Origin of the sequence: Microcoleus sp. Pol10D4 (assembly GCF_036701555.1) — a bacterium.
Lineage (GTDB): Bacteria > Cyanobacteriota > Cyanobacteriia > Cyanobacteriales > Microcoleaceae > Microcoleus.
Genome location: NZ_JAUBRA010000020.1, coordinates 1 through 16,998 on the forward strand (window position 1 = coordinate 1; position 16,998 = coordinate 16,998).

At 43.0% G+C, this 16,998-nt stretch carries 19 protein-coding genes; 12 read left to right on the plus strand and 7 right to left on the minus strand.

Annotated features, from left to right (window positions below; translation table 11 throughout):
* Nucleotides 1-178: 178 nt before the first annotated feature.
* The 4 genes from QUA36_RS12580 to cpeB form a co-directional block, all read right to left on the minus strand.
* On the minus strand, nt 179-793 hold the full coding sequence (locus QUA36_RS12580; protein WP_333457772.1) for a HEAT repeat domain-containing protein: 615 nt from the start codon (nt 791-793) through the stop codon (nt 179-181).
* 146 nt (nt 794-939) lie between these two features.
* A complete protein-coding gene (locus QUA36_RS12585; RefSeq protein ID WP_333457774.1) occupies nt 940-2,229 on the minus strand; it encodes a HEAT repeat domain-containing protein in 1,290 nt (429 codons plus the stop codon).
* A 172-nt stretch (nt 2,230-2,401) separates the two neighbouring features.
* On the minus strand, nt 2,402-2,896 hold the full coding sequence (locus QUA36_RS12590; RefSeq protein ID WP_333159034.1) for a bleomycin hydrolase: 495 nt from the start codon (nt 2,894-2,896) through the stop codon (nt 2,402-2,404).
* A gap of 79 nt (nt 2,897-2,975) precedes the next feature.
* Nucleotides 2,976-3,530 carry a C-phycoerythrin subunit beta gene (gene cpeB, locus QUA36_RS12595; protein WP_333067110.1) on the minus strand — a complete coding sequence of 185 codons (555 nt, stop codon included), beginning with the start codon at nt 3,528-3,530 and terminating at the stop codon, nt 2,976-2,978.
* A gap of 233 nt (nt 3,531-3,763) precedes the next feature.
* On the opposite strand from cpeB, the gene QUA36_RS12600 reads away from it, so the two are divergent.
* The 6 genes from QUA36_RS12600 (at nt 3,764) to QUA36_RS12625 (ending at nt 9,157) form a co-directional block, all read left to right on the plus strand.
* Entirely contained in the window at nt 3,764-4,300 is a 537-nt protein-coding gene (locus QUA36_RS12600) for a phycobiliprotein lyase (protein WP_333159594.1), read from the plus strand.
* Nucleotides 4,301-4,350: 50 nt separating this feature from the next.
* Nucleotides 4,351-4,953 carry a chromophore lyase CpcT/CpeT gene (locus QUA36_RS12605; protein ID WP_333457775.1) on the plus strand — a complete coding sequence of 201 codons (603 nt, stop codon included), beginning with the start codon at nt 4,351-4,353 and terminating at the stop codon, nt 4,951-4,953.
* A gap of 226 nt (nt 4,954-5,179) precedes the next feature.
* The gene (locus QUA36_RS12610; protein ID WP_333457777.1) at nt 5,180-6,064 is read left to right on the plus strand and encodes a phycobilisome linker polypeptide; all 885 of its coding nucleotides are present in this window, start codon (nt 5,180-5,182) and stop codon (nt 6,062-6,064) included.
* Nucleotides 6,065-6,175: 111 nt separating this feature from the next.
* On the plus strand, nt 6,176-6,943 hold the full coding sequence (locus QUA36_RS12615; protein WP_333159587.1) for a phycobilisome rod-core linker polypeptide: 768 nt from the start codon (nt 6,176-6,178) through the stop codon (nt 6,941-6,943).
* 234 nt (nt 6,944-7,177) lie between these two features.
* Complete coding sequence (locus QUA36_RS12620) at nt 7,178-7,945, plus strand: phycobilisome rod-core linker polypeptide (RefSeq protein ID WP_333159585.1); 768 nt, start codon at nt 7,178-7,180, stop codon at nt 7,943-7,945.
* A 555-nt stretch (nt 7,946-8,500) separates the two neighbouring features.
* Entirely contained in the window at nt 8,501-9,157 is a 657-nt protein-coding gene (locus tag QUA36_RS12625; RefSeq protein WP_333159583.1) for a HEAT repeat domain-containing protein, read from the plus strand.
* A 19-nt stretch (nt 9,158-9,176) separates the two neighbouring features.
* On the opposite strand, the gene QUA36_RS12630 is transcribed toward QUA36_RS12625, so the two are convergent.
* A complete protein-coding gene (locus tag QUA36_RS12630; protein WP_333159581.1) occupies nt 9,177-9,755 on the minus strand; it encodes a phycobilisome protein in 579 nt (192 codons plus the stop codon).
* 245 nt (nt 9,756-10,000) lie between these two features.
* Here QUA36_RS12630 and QUA36_RS12635 point away from each other — a divergent pair, with 245 nt between their 5' ends.
* Nucleotides 10,001-10,735 carry a 15,16-dihydrobiliverdin:ferredoxin oxidoreductase gene (locus QUA36_RS12635; RefSeq protein WP_333457780.1) on the plus strand — a complete coding sequence of 245 codons (735 nt, stop codon included), beginning with the start codon at nt 10,001-10,003 and terminating at the stop codon, nt 10,733-10,735.
* A 7-nt stretch (nt 10,736-10,742) separates the two neighbouring features.
* Nucleotides 10,743-11,495: a phycoerythrobilin:ferredoxin oxidoreductase gene (locus QUA36_RS12640; protein WP_333159577.1), complete on the plus strand. Its 753-nt coding sequence runs from the start codon at nt 10,743-10,745 to the stop codon at nt 11,493-11,495.
* A 2-nt stretch (nt 11,496-11,497) separates the two neighbouring features.
* Here the strand turns inward: QUA36_RS12640 and QUA36_RS12645 are convergent, their stop codons facing one another.
* The gene (locus QUA36_RS12645) at nt 11,498-12,328 is read right to left on the minus strand and encodes a pentapeptide repeat-containing protein (protein WP_333457782.1); all 831 of its coding nucleotides are present in this window, start codon (nt 12,326-12,328) and stop codon (nt 11,498-11,500) included.
* Nucleotides 12,329-12,546: 218 nt separating this feature from the next.
* Here QUA36_RS12645 and QUA36_RS12650 point away from each other — a divergent pair, with 218 nt between their 5' ends.
* From QUA36_RS12650 to QUA36_RS12665, 4 genes are all read left to right on the plus strand, one after another.
* On the plus strand, nt 12,547-13,155 hold the full coding sequence (locus QUA36_RS12650; RefSeq protein ID WP_333159573.1) for a phycobiliprotein lyase: 609 nt from the start codon (nt 12,547-12,549) through the stop codon (nt 13,153-13,155).
* A 165-nt stretch (nt 13,156-13,320) separates the two neighbouring features.
* On the plus strand, nt 13,321-13,587 hold the full coding sequence (locus QUA36_RS12655; protein ID WP_333159572.1) for a hypothetical protein: 267 nt from the start codon (nt 13,321-13,323) through the stop codon (nt 13,585-13,587).
* A gap of 9 nt (nt 13,588-13,596) precedes the next feature.
* Nucleotides 13,597-14,478, plus strand: a complete 882-nt coding sequence (locus QUA36_RS12660; RefSeq protein ID WP_333457784.1) for a HEAT repeat domain-containing protein — start codon at nt 13,597-13,599, stop codon at nt 14,476-14,478.
* Nucleotides 14,479-14,486: 8 nt separating this feature from the next.
* Entirely contained in the window at nt 14,487-14,963 is a 477-nt protein-coding gene (locus tag QUA36_RS12665; protein ID WP_333159568.1) for a DUF2656 domain-containing protein, read from the plus strand.
* An 887-nt stretch (nt 14,964-15,850) separates the two neighbouring features.
* Here QUA36_RS12665 and QUA36_RS12670 read toward each other — a convergent pair.
* Entirely contained in the window at nt 15,851-16,924 is a 1,074-nt protein-coding gene (locus QUA36_RS12670; RefSeq protein WP_333457786.1) for a M14 family metallopeptidase, read from the minus strand.
* Nucleotides 16,925-16,998 lie beyond the last annotated feature (74 nt).

The following is a 16,998-nucleotide window of genomic DNA, read 5'->3' on the forward strand; positions in this document are numbered from 1 at the left end:
AGCCGGATGAGATGAAAGTCTCACGTCCGGTTCTGAAGGAGAGGTAGAGGTGGCAACGCCTCTATCGACTCTAACGGTGATTCATACCGTGAATCAGCAAGCCCCAAAGTTTTATCATAGCTTAGTCGGCTGCAAGTGCTGTGTGCGATCGAGAGTAGTGCTAAAAATCTCACTAAACCTAACTATCTGCACGCTTATAATTCATCACCAAATCCAACCGGGATAAAGAACTTGTCGCTGATTCCCGCACATAAGAATCCACCGATTCATCATTCGCAAAAGTGGTGAGAACTTCTACACAACGCCGATCGCCCACAGAAGCAAGAGCATTCACGATCGCCACTTGTACCGCCACATTATCCGTTGTATTCAGCGACTCCACCAAAATCTCAAAAGCAGAGGAACCCATCTGCCCTAAAGCCATCACAGAAGCAATATTAACCACAGGATTCGGATCGTCGATCGCCTTTTTTAATCCCTGCAAGCCTGCTTCAGGAAACGGCAACTCTGGATAATTAATCGCAATTTGTGCCAATACCTTCGCCGCACTCCCTCGCACAGTCACATTATCACTGTTTAACAATACCTCCACCACCGATGGCACGGCATCTTCACCAATCACGCCCAAGGCTTTTACTGCCGCCCGACGATAGGTGACATCTTCTTCATCTAAAATGCCCACCAGTCGAGAAATTGTATTTTCATCGCGGGAATCGGCAATTTCAAACATTGCCCGATCGCGCAGATGAGGATTCGGGTGTTTTAGTTGTTCAAACAAAGCATCTGTTGTCATGGTTTTTGTGGTTTTAGGTATTCTGATTAAGCTGAATTAACAATCCTGGGCGCATAAATATCAAAGAAACCGGGTTTTTTACCAGTATTAAAGGCAGGGATGCAATATTGTCGTAAAAAAACCCGGTTTCTGCCTCCCGTCCTAAATTAAGATAGTTCGGATGTTACACAAGTATGAGCATCTACTTTAGCTCGAATTAACCAATCTTGGTCGGCCGCAGCGATTTCATAACCCGTGAGATCACCAAGTTTTTCTAGTGCCATTAATGCAGCATACTTCAAATCCCAGATTTTAGTTTCCAGACAGGCTTTCAATTCTGGAATAGCACGTTGTTCTCCCAGTTCCCCCAGGGCGATCGCCGCCGCTGCACGGGATTTCTGAAACTGGGGTTGGGGGTGATGCAATGCTTCCAATAACAAATCGTAGGCTGGAGAATGTTTTAACCAACCAAACAATTTTACCACATGAAAATGCGCTCCATAGTCATTATTTGCTTCTTCAGCAAAGGTAGCAAACAGGGCTGCTGGTGCATCCTCTGAGTAATTTTCAAGTATCGTTTTAGCGGCTAAATAGCAACGTCCAAAATCTGTTTCGTATAATTGGCGAATCAAAAACGGTAAGTCGGGTAATTTTTCATAACTATGCACTAAATCTAAATCCCCTGGATAGTCTCTTAATGTTTGTTCCAAATATGGTTTAATAGTAGCAAAGGTCAGGATTTTTTCAGCAATGCCTGCTTCTGCTAACATCCTAATCCCTCTGAGCCGAAAGACTAAAGATACCGGACACCTGGCAATATTTGGAATTGCATCGTAGTAACGCGCATCTATCAAATCCTGAATAGATAATCTGCGCCCAAGGACATTTTTGTTTTGCAACATCGCGACAACTTTTCCCATTTGAGAAAAGTCTCTGGTTAAGCGACAAATTCCGGCGATCGCAGCACTAGCAGTCGGCGGGTCAATATCATCGACAAATCTGCGAATTCTGGCTACGGCTGGCTGATAATCTAATTTAGTTAGGGTGTGGATAATTACCCGGTAGGTTTGTCCCGGTTTATCCAGCAATTGAGCAATTTCTGCTAAAATATCGGGATCTTGAGTGCCAATTTCGCCGATCGCCCAAACGGCATTTTCCACCGTGTAACAGTCATCATCCGCCAGACAGGTGCGAATCACCGGCAATGCTTGCACAGCTTGGAGTCTTCCCAAGGTTTCCACCGATTTGCGGCGCACAATCCGGTTTTCCAGCACCGGATCAGTTTGTTGTACTGCTCGCATCAGTGCTGCGATCGATCGATCTGTGGAGAAATTGATCAAGTGGGAAGCAGCTATGTAGCGGGAATCCTCTTCGCCGATTTCAGCTTGGGGCGTATCTAAAAGGGAGATCGCCTGGTCTTCCGTTAAATTAAAAAAACTAAAAAAGCGTTTATCCATAAAATTAGCAGTCTGCAAAAACTATAATATGATATGCCTATTAAAATACAATAACAAGCCTAGGAATTCTTTACCCTTACTTCACCAAAATTGGTAAAGCAATGAGCCAAGAGTTCCTAGACTTGTCGGGGTATCAACTACCCAGTTGCGACATTACAAACCTGCCAATTAATTAGGACAGGGAGTTGATCGCGTAGTCGAGGAGAGCATTGTACTCAGTCAAAGCTTGAGCGGACATATCGCGAGGAGCGCAACCGCGATTGCGAGCAAAGCTCAATGCTTCAACGTAAGGAGCAGTAGGCAAGCCCAAAGCACGATAAACTTCGCGTTGACCAGCAATACCCCATTCGTCCAGAGGGCCTGTGCCGCCAACAACTAAGCAGTATTGCACCAAGCGCAGGTAGTGCTTGATGTCGCGATGGCATTTTGCTTTGAAAGTATCGGTGGAGTTAGCTTGACCGGATTCGTTCAAGTAAGGATACTTTTTGATGCAAGCATCATAAGCTTCTTTAGCAACTGCGTCGAGGTTGGTGCCTAATTTTTCTGCAGCTTCTAAACGAGCAGCAGAGCGTTGGATAGAACCTTGAACGGATTCTAAATCTGAGGTGCTAGGGAAGCGGCCTGCTGCATCAGCAGAGGCAATAGCTGTGGTGAGAACTGATTTCATTTCCTAAAACTCCTAAAGTGATTTTGATGACAGTGAGCGTAGTTTCAATTTTGCTGAGCCAATTGCGATTAGCGACGGACTAGCTCAGTGCAGAAATGATGCGATCGAAGTAGCTGGAAGCTTCAGCAACGAGGCTAGCACAACGATCTTCTACTACAGGACTGCCCATTTTGCGGAGCTTAGCACCAGCAAATTTTTCGCTAGGATTGTCTTGGATGTGAGCAGCGGCTTGAGCCTTCATGATTTGAACGGCACGCACGGTGGAGGTGGTGGGCACGCCCAAAGCTGCGTAGGTTTCTTTCAAACCATTCAAGCAACGGTCATCAAGAACAGAAGCATCACCAGCCAACAAAGCGTAGGTTACATAGCGCAAAATGATTTCTGCATCGCGCAAGCAAGCAGCCATGCGGCGGTTAGGATAGCAGTTACCACCAGCTTGAATCAAGCCTTGGTTTTCGCAGATCATACCGGCAACAGCATCAGAAACCATGCAGCTAGCATTGCTGGCGATCGCGTTTACAGCATCCAAGCGTCGGTTGCCGTTGGCAACGAAAGCTCTCAGGGCACTAATATCACCGACAGTGGAGGTGCTGGCATCGGCTGCAACTACAGCTCTTGAAAAAGCGTCAAGCATTGAGTTCTCCTTAACTTAGAAAAATTATTTCTGATCTTAGTTGGTCAACTTGGTGACTAACTTAATGGTTTTGAATATATCTCTGGGGTGTTGCCTCTGTCTCATTCCTGAGAAACAAAGTAACAATTTGTTACTTTTGTGGCTAAAAGCACTTTTTTTCGTGGACAGGGGCACAAAAAGTGGAGTTCTGAAGACAAGAATATTTTGGCTCTTGCCCCTGTACAATGTTTTCCATGAACCATATTAAGCAGTTTGTTGAAAATTCTCTAGGACGGTGGCGATCGCAGCGCAGCGCCCATCATTTGACTTTCAGACACTTTGAAGCTGTGCAGTCAGTCATTGATATCGTTGCTATCTCACCGGGCGATCGGGCAGTAATGGAACTCTGTCAATTGTATAATGTTGACCCATCCCAAGCAGTAATGCCTTTTCAAATGAGTTGGGAGGGTGAGTCAGATTGGGATGAAAATTCTGAGGTTAAGGGGAGTTGTATTCTGGTACCAATCCCCGATCCAAATGTACCTAATCGGGGTAAGTTATTACGAGATCAAGGTTATGCTGAAACTATTGCCGCAGCAGGTGACTATCATATCACAGAGGATGGAACTTTTGTGCTTTTGACTAGCTACGAACACGCCGCAGCGGAAGAAAAAATCTGGTTTGCTAATCCTAATTTACGGTTTCGTGTTTCCCTAATTAAAACCAGTGCCGGAAGTGGGGTAGTAACCGCATCATTTTCCTCAGAGATTCGTTCGCTGTCAGGGAATTAGTGAATTACCAATTGCTATTCATAAACTTTCTTCTACCTTCTTTTTAGCATATGAATTCAGTTAAAAGCAATGATTTAATCACTTTAGCTCAGTGGATGGCTGGGGATTTTAGTAACTATCAACAATCCTTTGATCACCCACAACAATTTGCCCATATTCGGATATTTTTTCGTCCCTTACCCTTTGAATTTTTCAATGCCATTGGCTTTTACTCTGAACAGGTTTACGATCACGATCTGTGGACTCCCTATCGTCAGGGAGTTCATCGCTTAATCGACCAGGGAGATCAGATTTATATTGAAAATTATAGCCTCCTAGACTCCATACAGTACGCCGGAGCCGCACGAGAATTAAGCATTCTCAAAACTATTAAACCAGATAGTCTGCAACGACGCTATCACTGTTCCATGATTTTTAAACGAGACGGCGAAATGTTTCGAGGCCGTGTGGAACCTGGAAACCTTTGTCTCATAGAAAAAAGAGGTTGTTCCACCTACCTAGTCAGTGATGTCGAGATTACAGAAACAACTTGGAGTAGTCTGGATCAAGGTCTGGATGTGAATACCCATCAACAGGTTTGGGGGTCGGCTTTTGGCTCTCTACAGTTTGAAAAGCGTCAAAGTTTTGCCACTGAGTTACCTCACATCTCATAACTTATCGCCTTAATAATTTCAAGTCCCATTCGTCATATATTACAATAATCCACGGCGTATTACAGAAAAAATATTGCAATAAGAGAGTCATAGCCAAGATATCAACCTCTTTGTGTAGTACAAATAATCTCCCTGATTAGATTTTATGTTAAGTTATGTAAAGATTTTTAATATAACGTCTAAGTATGGTAGTTTCTCATGTAATACATTTGTGGAGATTTTTTCAATGGTTTTTGGACCTGCATCTCGACTTGGAGTCAGTTTATTTGAAGAAACACCCCGTTTAGAACTAATTTCAGGACGTTCACAAGAAGAAGTAGAAACCATTATTCGTGCCGTTTATCGGCAAGTTTTGGGTAATGCTTACGTCATGGAAAGTGAACGAGCCACGATTCCTGAATCCCAATTCAAAAGTGGTGAATTCAGTGTGCGCGAATTTGTCCGCGCTCTGGCAAAATCAGACGCTTACCGCTCTCGCTTTTTCGATACTTGTCCTCGCTATCGGTTTATTGAACTCAATTTCAAACATCTTCTAGGTCGGGCTCCTGATGGCTTAGAAGAAATGAGAGAACATAGCACCATTCTAGATACTGAAGGCTTCGAGGCAGAAATTGATTCTTACCTCGACAGCGATGAATACCAAAATGCCTACGGGGAAAATATCGTTCCCTATTTCCGAGGCTACAAAACCCAGCCAGGACAAAATATGGTTGGGTTTACTCATATGTTTGCTCTCTTGCGGGGAGCTTCCAGTAGCGACTTCAAGGGCAGTCTTTCTGGAAAAACCCCTGTTCTGAATAAATTCGTGATTCAGCAAACCCCCCTACCCATAGTTCCCCCTTCAGGTGGTGCAGTTGGAGATGGTTGGGCATTCCAAGAGTCTGGTATCAATTCACGTACTCGTGCTGGATTAGGCGCCTCAGCAGAAGGCAAAGTTTATCGCATTACTGTGACTGGATATCGTTCTTCAGCAACGACTGTGATGAACCGAGTCTCTAAATTTCGCTCTAGCAATCAAGCCTATCTCGTACCATTTGATAGGCTCTCGCAAGAATATCAACGCATCCACAAACAAGGCGGCGTAATTTCCAGCATTACTGCTGTCAACTAACAACCGCTCAAACTTCTGCCTTAACGACTTGGGGAATTATCTCCCTGAGCGTGTTTTTGACAATCACTGATTCCCTGTTTTGAAGCGTTATTTATTCTTAGGAGAAATTCAATGAGTGTCGTTTTAGATGCGCCAGTAGAACTTTGGCCTACCAGCAGCTCCGATGATAAACAGGCGGTAATTCGCGCTGTTTACAAGCAAGTATTGGGCAATCCCCATGTCATGGAAAGTGAACGCCTGACGATTGCAGAATCCAAGTTGTGCGATGGCACGATAACGGTACGAGAATTTGTCCGCGCTGTGGCTAAATCTGACTTTTATCGCCGTCGGTATTTTGAATCCTGCGCTCCTTACCGCTTTGTCGAGCTAAACTTCAAACATTTGTTGGGTCGCGCTCCTTTAGCTCAAGAGGAACTTTCTGAGCATATTTGTCGGTGTACGCAAGAAGGCTACGATGCCGAAATTGATTCTTATCTCGATAGTCCAGAATATCAGGAAAAATTTGGCGAGAATACCGTTCCTTATTATCAAGGGGCAAAAAGTCAAGTCGGACAAAAGCAAGTCGGTTACAATCGTACCCTTTCCCTGTATCAAGGTTATGCAGGAGTTGATAGTGCTTTTACCGCTTCTCGCTTAGTAGATTTTGTGGCTGGCAATAGCGGTAACAAGATTACTTTACCAACAACAGGCGGTCGGATCAGTGCTTACAAAGATGCCACCGAAAAGACTTTCAAGATTTTAGTCAAGGGGTCTAAATTTGATAGTCCTCGCCGACTAAGTAACACTGAATATCTTGTATCCGGTGCGAATATGACTCCGCAAATTCAGCGAATTCATCGTGCAGGTGGCAAAATTGCCAGCATCACAGAAGTTGCTTGAGGCATAGAGTGATTAGCGGGTAGAGAAGTAAAAATTTACTTCTCTATCCCTCTCTGAAACAATCGCGATTTTTATCTTATCACCCTCGAAATTATGAAAGCGATAACGATATAAACCGATAGTTTTTCTGTACTCAACAACAGATGTGTTCGCCTCTGTCAAGCTATTTCAACCAACATTAACTTTTTTTACACTCTCAATCAAACTTTCTTTAATTAACGTTAGGAAAAAACAATGTCCAGTTTAACAGCAGCTTTCGTCAGTGACCCAGTAGAACTGCGCTCCAATGCAACGGAAGACGATTTACAAGTCGTTATTCGTGCTGCTTACCGACAGGTGTTAGGAAATGCTCACCTGATGGAAAGTCAGCGTCTCACCAGTGCTGAATCATTGCTTCGCAATGGTGATATTACGGTGCGTGAATTTGTCAGACAAGTGGCAAAATCAGACCTCTATCAGTCTCTATTTTTTAACACCAATTCTGCCTATCGGTTCATCGAGTTAAACTGCAAGCATTTACTGGGTCGCGCTCCTTTAGAACAGACGGAGATTTCTGAGCACGTCCAAATTTGTAACGGTCAAGGCTATGAAGCCGAAATCGATTCTTATATCGATAGTGACGATTACAGCCAGAACTTTGGCGAGAATATTGTGCCTTATCCTCGGAACATTCGCAGCCAAACTGGTATCAAGAATGTCGGGTTTAATCGGATGCTTTCTTTGCTGGGAGGAGCAGCTACTAGCGATAGTAGTAATCAAGCTCAATTAATTGCTACAGTTGCTAGCAATCTGCCTCAGAAAATTAAACTTTCTAGCGTTGGTAACAGTGGAGCCTCTAGCACAACTGGTAAACGTTTTCGGATTACTGCTGCTAAGTCTGGTGGTGCTAAGGTCAGAGTGAGCAATATCAGCTATGAAGTCAGCTATGCTCAAATGTCTAAGCAAATTAAAAATATTCAGAAAATGGGAGGCAAGATTCTCAGTATTACTGAAGTTGGCTAAATTTACCTAGACTTCACCTTTGTCTTCATTAAAGTTTGGTATCTCCTGCTTTCTATAGAGCGAGTTTATTATTCGCTCTTTTTCTTCTATGCAACAGTTGAGAATAAAAATAAATGACTCAGTTTTCAAGCTGAGAATCTGAAAGATGCTACCCCCAATAGCTTGTAAAAAAATTCAGGCTTGGATCAGAAGTCGTCACCTAATTTTTTGCGGTCAATTGCTAGTTTTTGAAACTTTAGACTATCCAGCAGTTGAGCGATTTGAGGAATGTGTTAACAGTCTAGGAGGGTGCTTAATTTCTGTTGAACCAGCCAAACGACTTTGGATGGGAAATCATCGACAAGTGATTCTCTATCAGGCTAAAGCCAGTTTGCATACACCTCATCATGAACTGCGACAATATTGGTTCAAGTACGGCTGTTTTCAGACTCGATTTGATCAAAGAGCTTAGCTATAACAACCGCCCAGGTTATTAATTATTAAAATATCTTTGATTATTTGCATAATTAGGAACTTTTTGGTTAAAATAAAGAAAAATTATACTTTGTTGTGACTATGGATATTCACGAAATCGAAACGTCTCTGAACAATCCTGATTTTCAGTATCGACTCAAGGCCGTCGCGGCTCTCAAGGATTATCAACCAGAGATTGCCGTTCCCTTGCTCAAGGCCAAACTCGATGACCCGGAATTCTTAGTACGTTCCTTTGTCAGCAGAGCATTTGGGACACAACAAACCGCTGAATCCTTCGCCGCATTGCTCCAAATCATGAAATTTGATAATACGCCGAATGTGCGAGCTGAAGCTGCTAATTCTCTTTCGCTGTTTGGTCGATGTGCTGCATCTCATTTAGTCTCGACTTTTTTTCAGGATGACCACTGGTTGGTTCGTCGTAGTATTCTGGCGGTTTTGGTTGATATGGAGTGCGAAAGCGAGCTCTTTGAGGTCTGTATGGAAGCCTTAGCTGGCGAAGATATGACCACCCAGGAAGCGGCTGTGGATGCACTTGGTACATTAGCCGGAACGACTCAGGAACCGGCTGCACTTTCTCAGTTATTAATGCTGGCTAATTCGGAGTATGAACGTATGCGTCAGCACGTCGCATCTGCTTTACAGCATTTTGATGCTCCGCAGGCTAAGGAAATTTTAGGTCAACTTCGGCAAGACTCAAATCATCGAGTTGTTGCTACTGCTTTAGAAAATCTGCTTTAGACAATAATAAGGAAGTTGATTAAGCTTGACTAAAAGTTTTTAACCCACTGATTAAATGGTCAAAAGAGAGACTCAATAAATCCCGGTCTTCAGAATTAAAATGCTGCAAACTAACTTTTTTCAACTGTTCTAGTCCACAGAGCATCGCCGAAACAGGAACCCGCAATTCTAGATACAGTAGCTCCATGTTTTTGAGTCCTTCTTGGCTAGTAAATTGAGGATTGTTACCTGCAATTCCATAGGTGATACAGCGTAGGAACTGCCAAAAATCTCGCCAACAGGCTTCAGCACGTTCGGGAGGATAAAGATCATTACCAGGCTCAGTGATATCGGGAAAGTCCGCTAATACCTTTTTCCTCGCATCAGCAACAATATTAGGAGCTTGCTCTCGCAATAATCTGGCTTTTTCTAGCATTAAAGAGAGATGAGGATGAAGATTTTTAATGCGTTCTAAATCCTCATCTGTGAGATATCGACTTTGATTGTCAGCATCTTGAAAAATGGCAATTACTTCATCTGAATATAAGTTTTTCCACGTGGCAAAACTGACAATTCTCGCTTGGGGAATTAATTGCTTGGCTCTTTCACTTAATTGCATATTTATTAAATTACACTCACTTAATTTACTAGGATAGACTAAAATTATGAGCGGGTTGATTAAGATTTATTACAAATGCAGCCGTTTAATGATGGCTGGTACGCGATTTTTCGGGGTAATCCTGAGCACACAACAGATTTTTGTAACGAAATATTACTTTGTTTGTCAAATACAGAGACAAGATTTAAGGTAATCCCGTATGATCTTGTTTTGAGGGAAAGATTGAAGGAGCTAGATTTTAATCTATGTTTAAGCCGTTTCAGGAATTCTTAGAAAAAGAACTGGTTGGACGTTTTGCTCTAGAGAGTCGTCCCATTCCCTCTGGGTTAGAATCGGTGGTGAGTGAAAGAGGCAAAAATCCCGCGACGATTCAAAGTTGGTGCTATCAATGTCCCGAATTGCGAAAGATTCGTTATACCTACATTGATGCTGGAGAAACGGCACAAATTTTCAATAGTGTCATTTATCCGAATTATAATTACGATCTGCCTTTGCTAGGAATTGATTTTTTAGCATTTGGACAGAAGAAAATCTTGGTTGTCTTGGATTTTCAACCTTTATTCCGCGATCGCGCCTACATAGACAAATATATCGGGCCAATGAGCGCACTTAAGGAGAAATACAAAGATTTAACGCAAGACTTAGAAATGAAGTTTTACGATGCGAACCAGTATTTTTCTAAGAACTTGCTATTTGCTAAAACAGATGCAGAAACGGTTGTAAGTCGTTTGTTTCCAGCCTATCAAGAATATGTCCAGTTGTATTGGCAAATGCTAGAGCAAGCCTCCCCGCTTAACTCTCCCGAAGAGATGCAGCGGATTGTGAAGGCACAGAAAGATTACGATCAGTATAGTGCGGAACGTGATCCAGCATCAGGGCTATTCGGCAGCTATTTTGGGCATGAATGGTCAGATCGGTTTCTGTACGAATTTTTGTTTGAAGATGCTGTTCCCTTAGCAGTTCCAGCGGGAGTAAGATAAGTTAAAAATGACTCTTTATCAGCCTTTCTTAGATTACGCTATCCCACTTCTAAAAGAACGACTTGACTTGGCGCCCTATCCCATTCCCGCAGGTTTTGAACGGAAAGAAGCTCTAACTGGGAAGGGAAAAAAAGAGCAGTTGGTTGTGACGACAAGTCATGCTTTTAAGTCCTCAAAATTACGGCAAATTCGGGCAGCTCATGTTGAGGGTGGTGATGCTCTACAGGTACTTAATTTTGTGATTTTCCCCCAGTTAAATTATGATTTGCCCTTTTTTGGGGCGGACTTAGTAACCTTGCCGGGGGGACATTTAATTGCTTTAGATATGCAGCCTCTTTTTCACGATGTTGCTTACCAGAAGCAATACTCAGAGCCAATTTTGCCAATTTTTAACAACTATCAAAAGGAATTGCCTTGGGGAGGAGATTTTCCTGACGAGGCAAAACCTTTCTTTTCACCTGCTTTTCTTTGGACTCGTCCCAAAGAAACAGAGGCTGTGCAAACTACGGTCTTTGAAGCTTTTAAGGATTATCTTCAAGCTTATCTCGATTTGGTGGAGCAAGCGCAACCTGTCACAGATAGTCAGCGACTTGGAGAGATTCTTGAGGCACAGCGACGTTATATTAATTATCGTGCTGCCAAAGATCCCGCTAGAGGAATGTTTACGCGGTTCTATGGTGAGGAGTGGACTGAGGAATATATTCACGGTTTTCTGTTCGATTTAGAACGCCACATTCCCGAAGTTCAACAATCAGTCTAAACTTATCCTACCTGAGAGCGAAGACTCTGAGCTGTATTGTTGCGAGTAAAAGCATTCCAAGTTCCTAATTCTTTGGGATCGCGACTACAAAGCATGGCTTTCATCTCTTGGGTGAGTCCTTGTGCTAGGGTAAAATCAGCGCCAGCAATACTCTTTAATTGCTCTAAATTTGCCCCGGTTAAGTCAGCCCCTCGTAAATCCGCTCCTTGTAATTCGACTCCAATCAATATAGTGTTTCGTAAATAAGCACCAGTCAGAAAGGCATTCTGAAGACTTGCCCCACTTAAGGCTGCTCCCTCTAAATTGGCCCCAGTTAAATCTGCTCCACTGAGATAAGCACCTCGCAGATTACAGCCGTGTAAATCTGCTCCTCTGAGGTAAGCTGTATTTAGAAAAGCTCCACTGAGATTGGCTTGGGGACCAATGGCTCCTGAATTTTTGTAATTAAAACCCTCTGACCAAAGAGTATGATCATCATATTGAGCTAATTTTAATTTAGCCTCTTGTAGCTGGGCATCGACTAAATTACAGCCCCGTAACTCTGCACGAAAAAGATAGCTTTCTTGTAAATTCGCTCCACTCAAATTGGCATCTCTGAGATTTGCCCTTCGTAAATCAACCCCTTGGAGATTTGCCCCTTGCAGATTGGTTTGACTAAGGTTTGCCCCAATCAAGTTTGATCCACTGAAATCAATACCAGATAAATCCATCTGGCTGAGGTTGATTCCCGCGAGGTTGCTTTGAGCTAGACTTTTCCCTTGCTGAATAGTTGCCAAGATTTCAGTTGCAGAAATGGGTTCGGAGAGGAAAGATGAGTGTTGACGAGGTGACATTATGTTTTTCTGAAAATTTATTGATCGAGTTGCTCAAAATTGTCCTGTGTCATTTATCCTAGAATTTGAAGGATTCCAGACTGACGTTTGTTTATTTTTCTTAACCAAAATCAGCTCTGATTCCCAGTTCTGCTAAGCTCAGGTCAAAGCCTAAATCCCCGTTTTTTAATGAGATTTGTCTCAATCCCTCTGATTCCTCTCGCTAAGTTGACACAGAAATGCTGCTAACACCACCTATGACTATGATGGATTTCTTTCGCAAGAGTGAGGGCGTTTGGTTTACTCAGCGAACAGTCCATAATTTTGATACTGCTGCGGCTGATGAGTCGGGAGAATCCAATGTCATCGTTGAAGTTTTGTCAATAGATGATCCCAGACTTTTAGATGTTTGTCAACAGCAGAATGTCGATCCCGCTTTAGTTAGTGGGGGATGCAGTTTTATGTGGCAGGACAATTTAGATGATACAGTTCCGAACCAAAACTATGCTGCTATTCTTTTAGATGTGCCTAATCCTACTAATCCGAGAACGGGCAAGTTTCTGCGAAATCGAGGCTATGTTGAAGGTATTCCGGTCATCGGTATTTACCATTTTGCGGATGATGGGGTGTTGACTATTGAGACGGAATATGAGACTAATCAAGGACAGGAACGCTGTTGGTTTATTAACGATCATTTTCGGGTACGGGTGATGACTGTGCAGATGATAAATGGGGTTAAACAAATGGCATACTGTTCTGAGCGTCGTTGTGTTTCTCACTCTGCTTTAGAAGAGATGATTGAACACAATCGCTTGAGATTTTCTGGGGTGGGTGTGCTGTCACCTTAAAGCACAAATATCGAGTCTCTTGAAATCCCAGCTACAAACACAGTCAAAATATCCTGGTGATTGAAATTGCGGTAACATAAACAAAAAATATTCAGACGACTGCAATTGCAGCTACACACAAATTTCGACTCGACTACCCGGACTAATTATTAAACTCTCAAAACTATGTCTGACAACGAAGAATTGAATCCATCTGATAATCAACAAACAGTTGGCAATTTACCAGAGACTAATGTTGAAGAATTGGCCGAAGTAATTGCTGAATTTGAGAAATATCGCGAACGTTTGGTTAATGAAACGATGACGGCGGCACAAAAGGCAAAATTACCTCAGAAGGCGGCGATGGCTAAAATTGAGCCGGAACTTGCTAAGATTGATGCTGGACTGGAGAGTCTTCGCGCTCAAATGGCGGCTTTAACTACTAATAATTAGGTGATAATTATGGTCAATTCTAATGCTCAAGCTGAGGCACATCCCATTATATTGGCTCACGCTGAAACAGATGCTTTTCTTCGGGAAGTTACTGAACAAATAGATTTAGATACTTTCGATGCTAATGATTCCAATCTGTTGAAGCGGTTGGTTGAATGTTTGGGAGATACGCGGGGGATGACTCGACTGCGTTTCGCGGAAACTTTGGCTGAAATTGGGGAAGCGGCGACTCCTTTTTTGTTGGATGGTTTAGCAAATCATGTTAATCCGGTTGTGCGGCGTGCTGCTGCTAAAACTCTGACTTTGATTGCTGATCCGACTGCGGTTCCTCATTTAATTCATGCTTTGTTGAATGATCAGGATACGGTAGTTAAGGGTTCATCAATTGGGGCGTTGGCGAGGATTGGGGAGCCGTCTGTGCAGGCTTTGTTGGATATTTTAGGGTCAACTGATTTGCCAGAGAGTACGATCGGTCATGCGGCTTGGGCGTTGGCTTTTATTGGGGCGGGGGCGAAGGAGTATTTGTATCAGGCGATCGCGTCTGATTCGCCTGTGGTGCGCGGTGCGGTGGTGGGTGCGATCGCCAAGGTTGCACAGGAAGAACCGAAGGATGAATTATTCGAGATTTTAGTTAAGTCTCTGACGGATGTTGATGTGGATGTGCGTTGTGAGGCGGCGGCGGCTTTAGGAAATCTGGCTTATAAACCTGCAATTCCTAATCTGATTGAGTTGCTGGAGGATGGTGATGGGGAAACTCGTAGGGCGGCGGCTTTGTCTTTGATGAAAGTGGGCGATCGGGCTGCGATCGAACCGCTACAAGCTGCATTAGCAAAGGAATCAGAAGCGGCGATTCAAGGTGTGATTAAGTTGGCAATTTCTCAAATTAAGTAACTAAAAGTATGACTGAATCTGGAACGGGGCGGATGTTGCTTTCTCATAATTTTGATATGCCAGAGGGTGTTTTTCCCACCTTAAGTAGGGAAGAATTTACTCGGGTATTTGCTGAGGGTTTAAGTCAATATCCTGAGATTAAGTGTCGTCAATTAAATCATGGTCATTGGATGGTAGAAGTTTTATTTTCTACTGATGCTTTTTCTCCGCCTCAAGTGGGAGAATTTTGTGCTCAAAGTTTGGTGGATAAGCGGATGAGTCAGGGGAAAGCCGATGATTCTTTTCCTGATATTTTGATTTTAGCGGGATTGAAGAAGACTCCTCCTTTGAGTAGCGATGCTGATGCGTTGCAGACGGGAGAATGGGGGGTTGATGTGGTGGAAACTCAGTCTGCTGAGAGTTTTTTGATGGCGATGGGGTGGGAGGAGAAAACGGGGGGAAAAAGTATTGAGGATGTTTTTAAGGTTGAAAGGAGAAAGGGGTAAAGGGTGAGTTAATGTGCCAGGATATCTTTTTGATTGATACTGTTTGTTATCCTTGAGACTCCGCCAATTTACAGGCTGCCCAATAAGCTGTAGCAAATTCAGTTTCCATTTGTAAAACATCAGCTTGATACTCCGCAGCGCTTGCCATTGCTGCTAGTGCTGCATAAATTTATGCTAGCTTCAGCGTGGATAATTCTCGACTAATAGCCCATAATAAATTCATCACGAATTTTTACTTTTTCCTGGTTTACGGCTCGATAAGTCGCTTATAGCAAATTAACAATAAGAAGGATTTTTTATTCAATTTTAGGAGGTGCAATCAAAGTTACTCCTAACTGAAACATGAATGTTATGTAGATATTTAAGTGTTTTTTGGCGTTGCATAATAGCGGGGTGATTGTGATTTTATTGGTGGAATAAACCCATAAACCCGAAGGCGTGTATTTTCACAGCAGCCGGGACACCCTACAATAATCATCCTCAAATTGTGCAATGCCAATTTTTGGGATATGTGTTCCAAAAGTCTGTAAAGCAAGAAGCATCTTGACTCTGAAATAGGGAATAAAGAATCCCATAATCACGCTTGCCCCTGATTCATTTCTACTGCCAATACATACATCAACCCTGGGGGGATGACAAAGAGGCTATTGAGATACACCGAATCAGGGTTGCAGCCCGCATACCTTGTTGATCAAAGCGGCGTTTATTTCGAGTTATATATACTGTAGTTGCGGTCTAACACTTCGATCGCCAAAACCCATATCACACTATCCATAGGACAATAAGGCTAGGAACTAACGGAGCGATCGCACGCTCATTGAAGGGCGATCGACCTACTGGTAATTTTGAAGTATTGGGTTTTGCGATCGCTGACCGTCGCAACTCCTTCAGTCAATCAAGGCTCGTTTACAAACCTCAAGTCCTTGACTTAAGCATTGTTCTCGCCACTTGCGAGATATGGGTGCAAACATTTCTACCAACTGGTCTTTTGTCCATTCATATTTCTGATGTGACTTACCCCACCAGTAAGCACGATTCTCCGCCCGCAATGCCTTCAAGACTTGAATCGTTGAGTAAGTGCCAAATTCTGCTGTTAGTAAATCATAGCGACACTGTGGTATAAGAGCTTGGCACCAAGTTTTTAATCCACCGCGAATGGGATATGACACACCTTCTGTACTGTTCGGTTCTATTGTTTCTGCTCCAAATCGTTGAGCTAGTCTTGAACAAGATTCTGATGTTGCAGATGCGTCAAGCAAAAGCTTATAAGTTCCCCAGCGTCCTAAACCTGTGTGGAAATCAATATGCACTACCTCTGAAGCATTACCAATCCATTGGGGCAAATTGCTAGCTAGAATCTCTTGAGTTTTGGATGCAGCATGACCGCCAAAAAAAAGCCCCTTTGGAAAATCGTATTGCCCTACAGGAAAAGTGTTTCTCAAACTCGTCATTCCATATCTCAATATCAGCCAGAGAGCTTGAATCATATAAGATTCAAATCGTGATGGAGGTGAAGTTGGATTGAGAAAAGAATTGAATTTAGGATAATCTTTGGGGCTGCCCTCAAAAACTTCTTCTGGCAACAAAAAGTTACGATTTAAATCTATGTTGTTTTCATTCCAACGTCGTCGCCATGCAAAACCATAAGGATTCAGAGCATGAATAAATACAACCTTAATATCAGGCGACAACGATGTGAGAAGTTGCTGCTTTTCTAACAAGGTAAGTTGGATTGCCGAGCCCATAAAGCCTTCTACTCCATGCAAGCCACTAGAAATGACTACACATCGTCGTGGGTTGGAAGAACCACCGATCGCCACATCAATAGTTAATTCTTCACCAGTTGGACTAACCCGATCGATTGGATAGGCTGTGTGCTGATAACCCAAAGATGAAGATGCTGCTCGAAATCGCTCTCGTGCAGTAATGTAGTTGGGTGAAAATGCTTCTGAATAGCTCATAAATCTTCATTACCCACCACTAACCTTACAATTATGCCTGAAAAGATAACTCACACCGCATAACTATTAATTAT

Bases quoted from the DNA above. Each gene is read 5' to 3' on its own strand.
- QUA36_RS12580 (WP_333457772.1), bottom strand. From the start codon at position 793: ATGACAACAGATGCTTTGTTTGAACAACTAAAACACCCGAATCCTCAT.
- QUA36_RS12585 (WP_333457774.1), bottom strand. From the start codon at position 2,229: ATGGATAAACGCTTTTTTAGTTTTTTTAATTTAACGGAAGACCAGGCG.
- QUA36_RS12590 (WP_333159034.1), bottom strand. From the start codon at position 2,896: ATGAAATCAGTTCTCACCACAGCTATTGCCTCTGCTGATGCAGCAGGC.
- cpeB (WP_333067110.1), bottom strand. From the start codon at position 3,530: ATGCTTGACGCTTTTTCAAGAGCTGTAGTTGCAGCCGATGCCAGCACC.
- QUA36_RS12600 (WP_333159594.1), top strand. From the start codon at position 3,764: ATGAACCATATTAAGCAGTTTGTTGAAAATTCTCTAGGACGGTGGCGA.
- QUA36_RS12605 (WP_333457775.1), top strand. From the start codon at position 4,351: ATGAATTCAGTTAAAAGCAATGATTTAATCACTTTAGCTCAGTGGATG.
- QUA36_RS12610 (WP_333457777.1), top strand. From the start codon at position 5,180: ATGGTTTTTGGACCTGCATCTCGACTTGGAGTCAGTTTATTTGAAGAA.
- QUA36_RS12615 (WP_333159587.1), top strand. From the start codon at position 6,176: ATGAGTGTCGTTTTAGATGCGCCAGTAGAACTTTGGCCTACCAGCAGC.
- QUA36_RS12620 (WP_333159585.1), top strand. From the start codon at position 7,178: ATGTCCAGTTTAACAGCAGCTTTCGTCAGTGACCCAGTAGAACTGCGC.
- QUA36_RS12625 (WP_333159583.1), top strand. From the start codon at position 8,501: ATGGATATTCACGAAATCGAAACGTCTCTGAACAATCCTGATTTTCAG.
- QUA36_RS12630 (WP_333159581.1), bottom strand. From the start codon at position 9,755: ATGCAATTAAGTGAAAGAGCCAAGCAATTAATTCCCCAAGCGAGAATT.
- QUA36_RS12635 (WP_333457780.1), top strand. From the start codon at position 10,001: ATGTTTAAGCCGTTTCAGGAATTCTTAGAAAAAGAACTGGTTGGACGT.
- QUA36_RS12640 (WP_333159577.1), top strand. From the start codon at position 10,743: ATGACTCTTTATCAGCCTTTCTTAGATTACGCTATCCCACTTCTAAAA.
- QUA36_RS12645 (WP_333457782.1), bottom strand. From the start codon at position 12,328: ATGTCACCTCGTCAACACTCATCTTTCCTCTCCGAACCCATTTCTGCA.
- QUA36_RS12650 (WP_333159573.1), top strand. From the start codon at position 12,547: ATGCTGCTAACACCACCTATGACTATGATGGATTTCTTTCGCAAGAGT.
- QUA36_RS12655 (WP_333159572.1), top strand. From the start codon at position 13,321: ATGTCTGACAACGAAGAATTGAATCCATCTGATAATCAACAAACAGTT.
- QUA36_RS12660 (WP_333457784.1), top strand. From the start codon at position 13,597: ATGGTCAATTCTAATGCTCAAGCTGAGGCACATCCCATTATATTGGCT.
- QUA36_RS12665 (WP_333159568.1), top strand. From the start codon at position 14,487: ATGACTGAATCTGGAACGGGGCGGATGTTGCTTTCTCATAATTTTGAT.
- QUA36_RS12670 (WP_333457786.1), bottom strand. From the start codon at position 16,924: ATGAGCTATTCAGAAGCATTTTCACCCAACTACATTACTGCACGAGAG.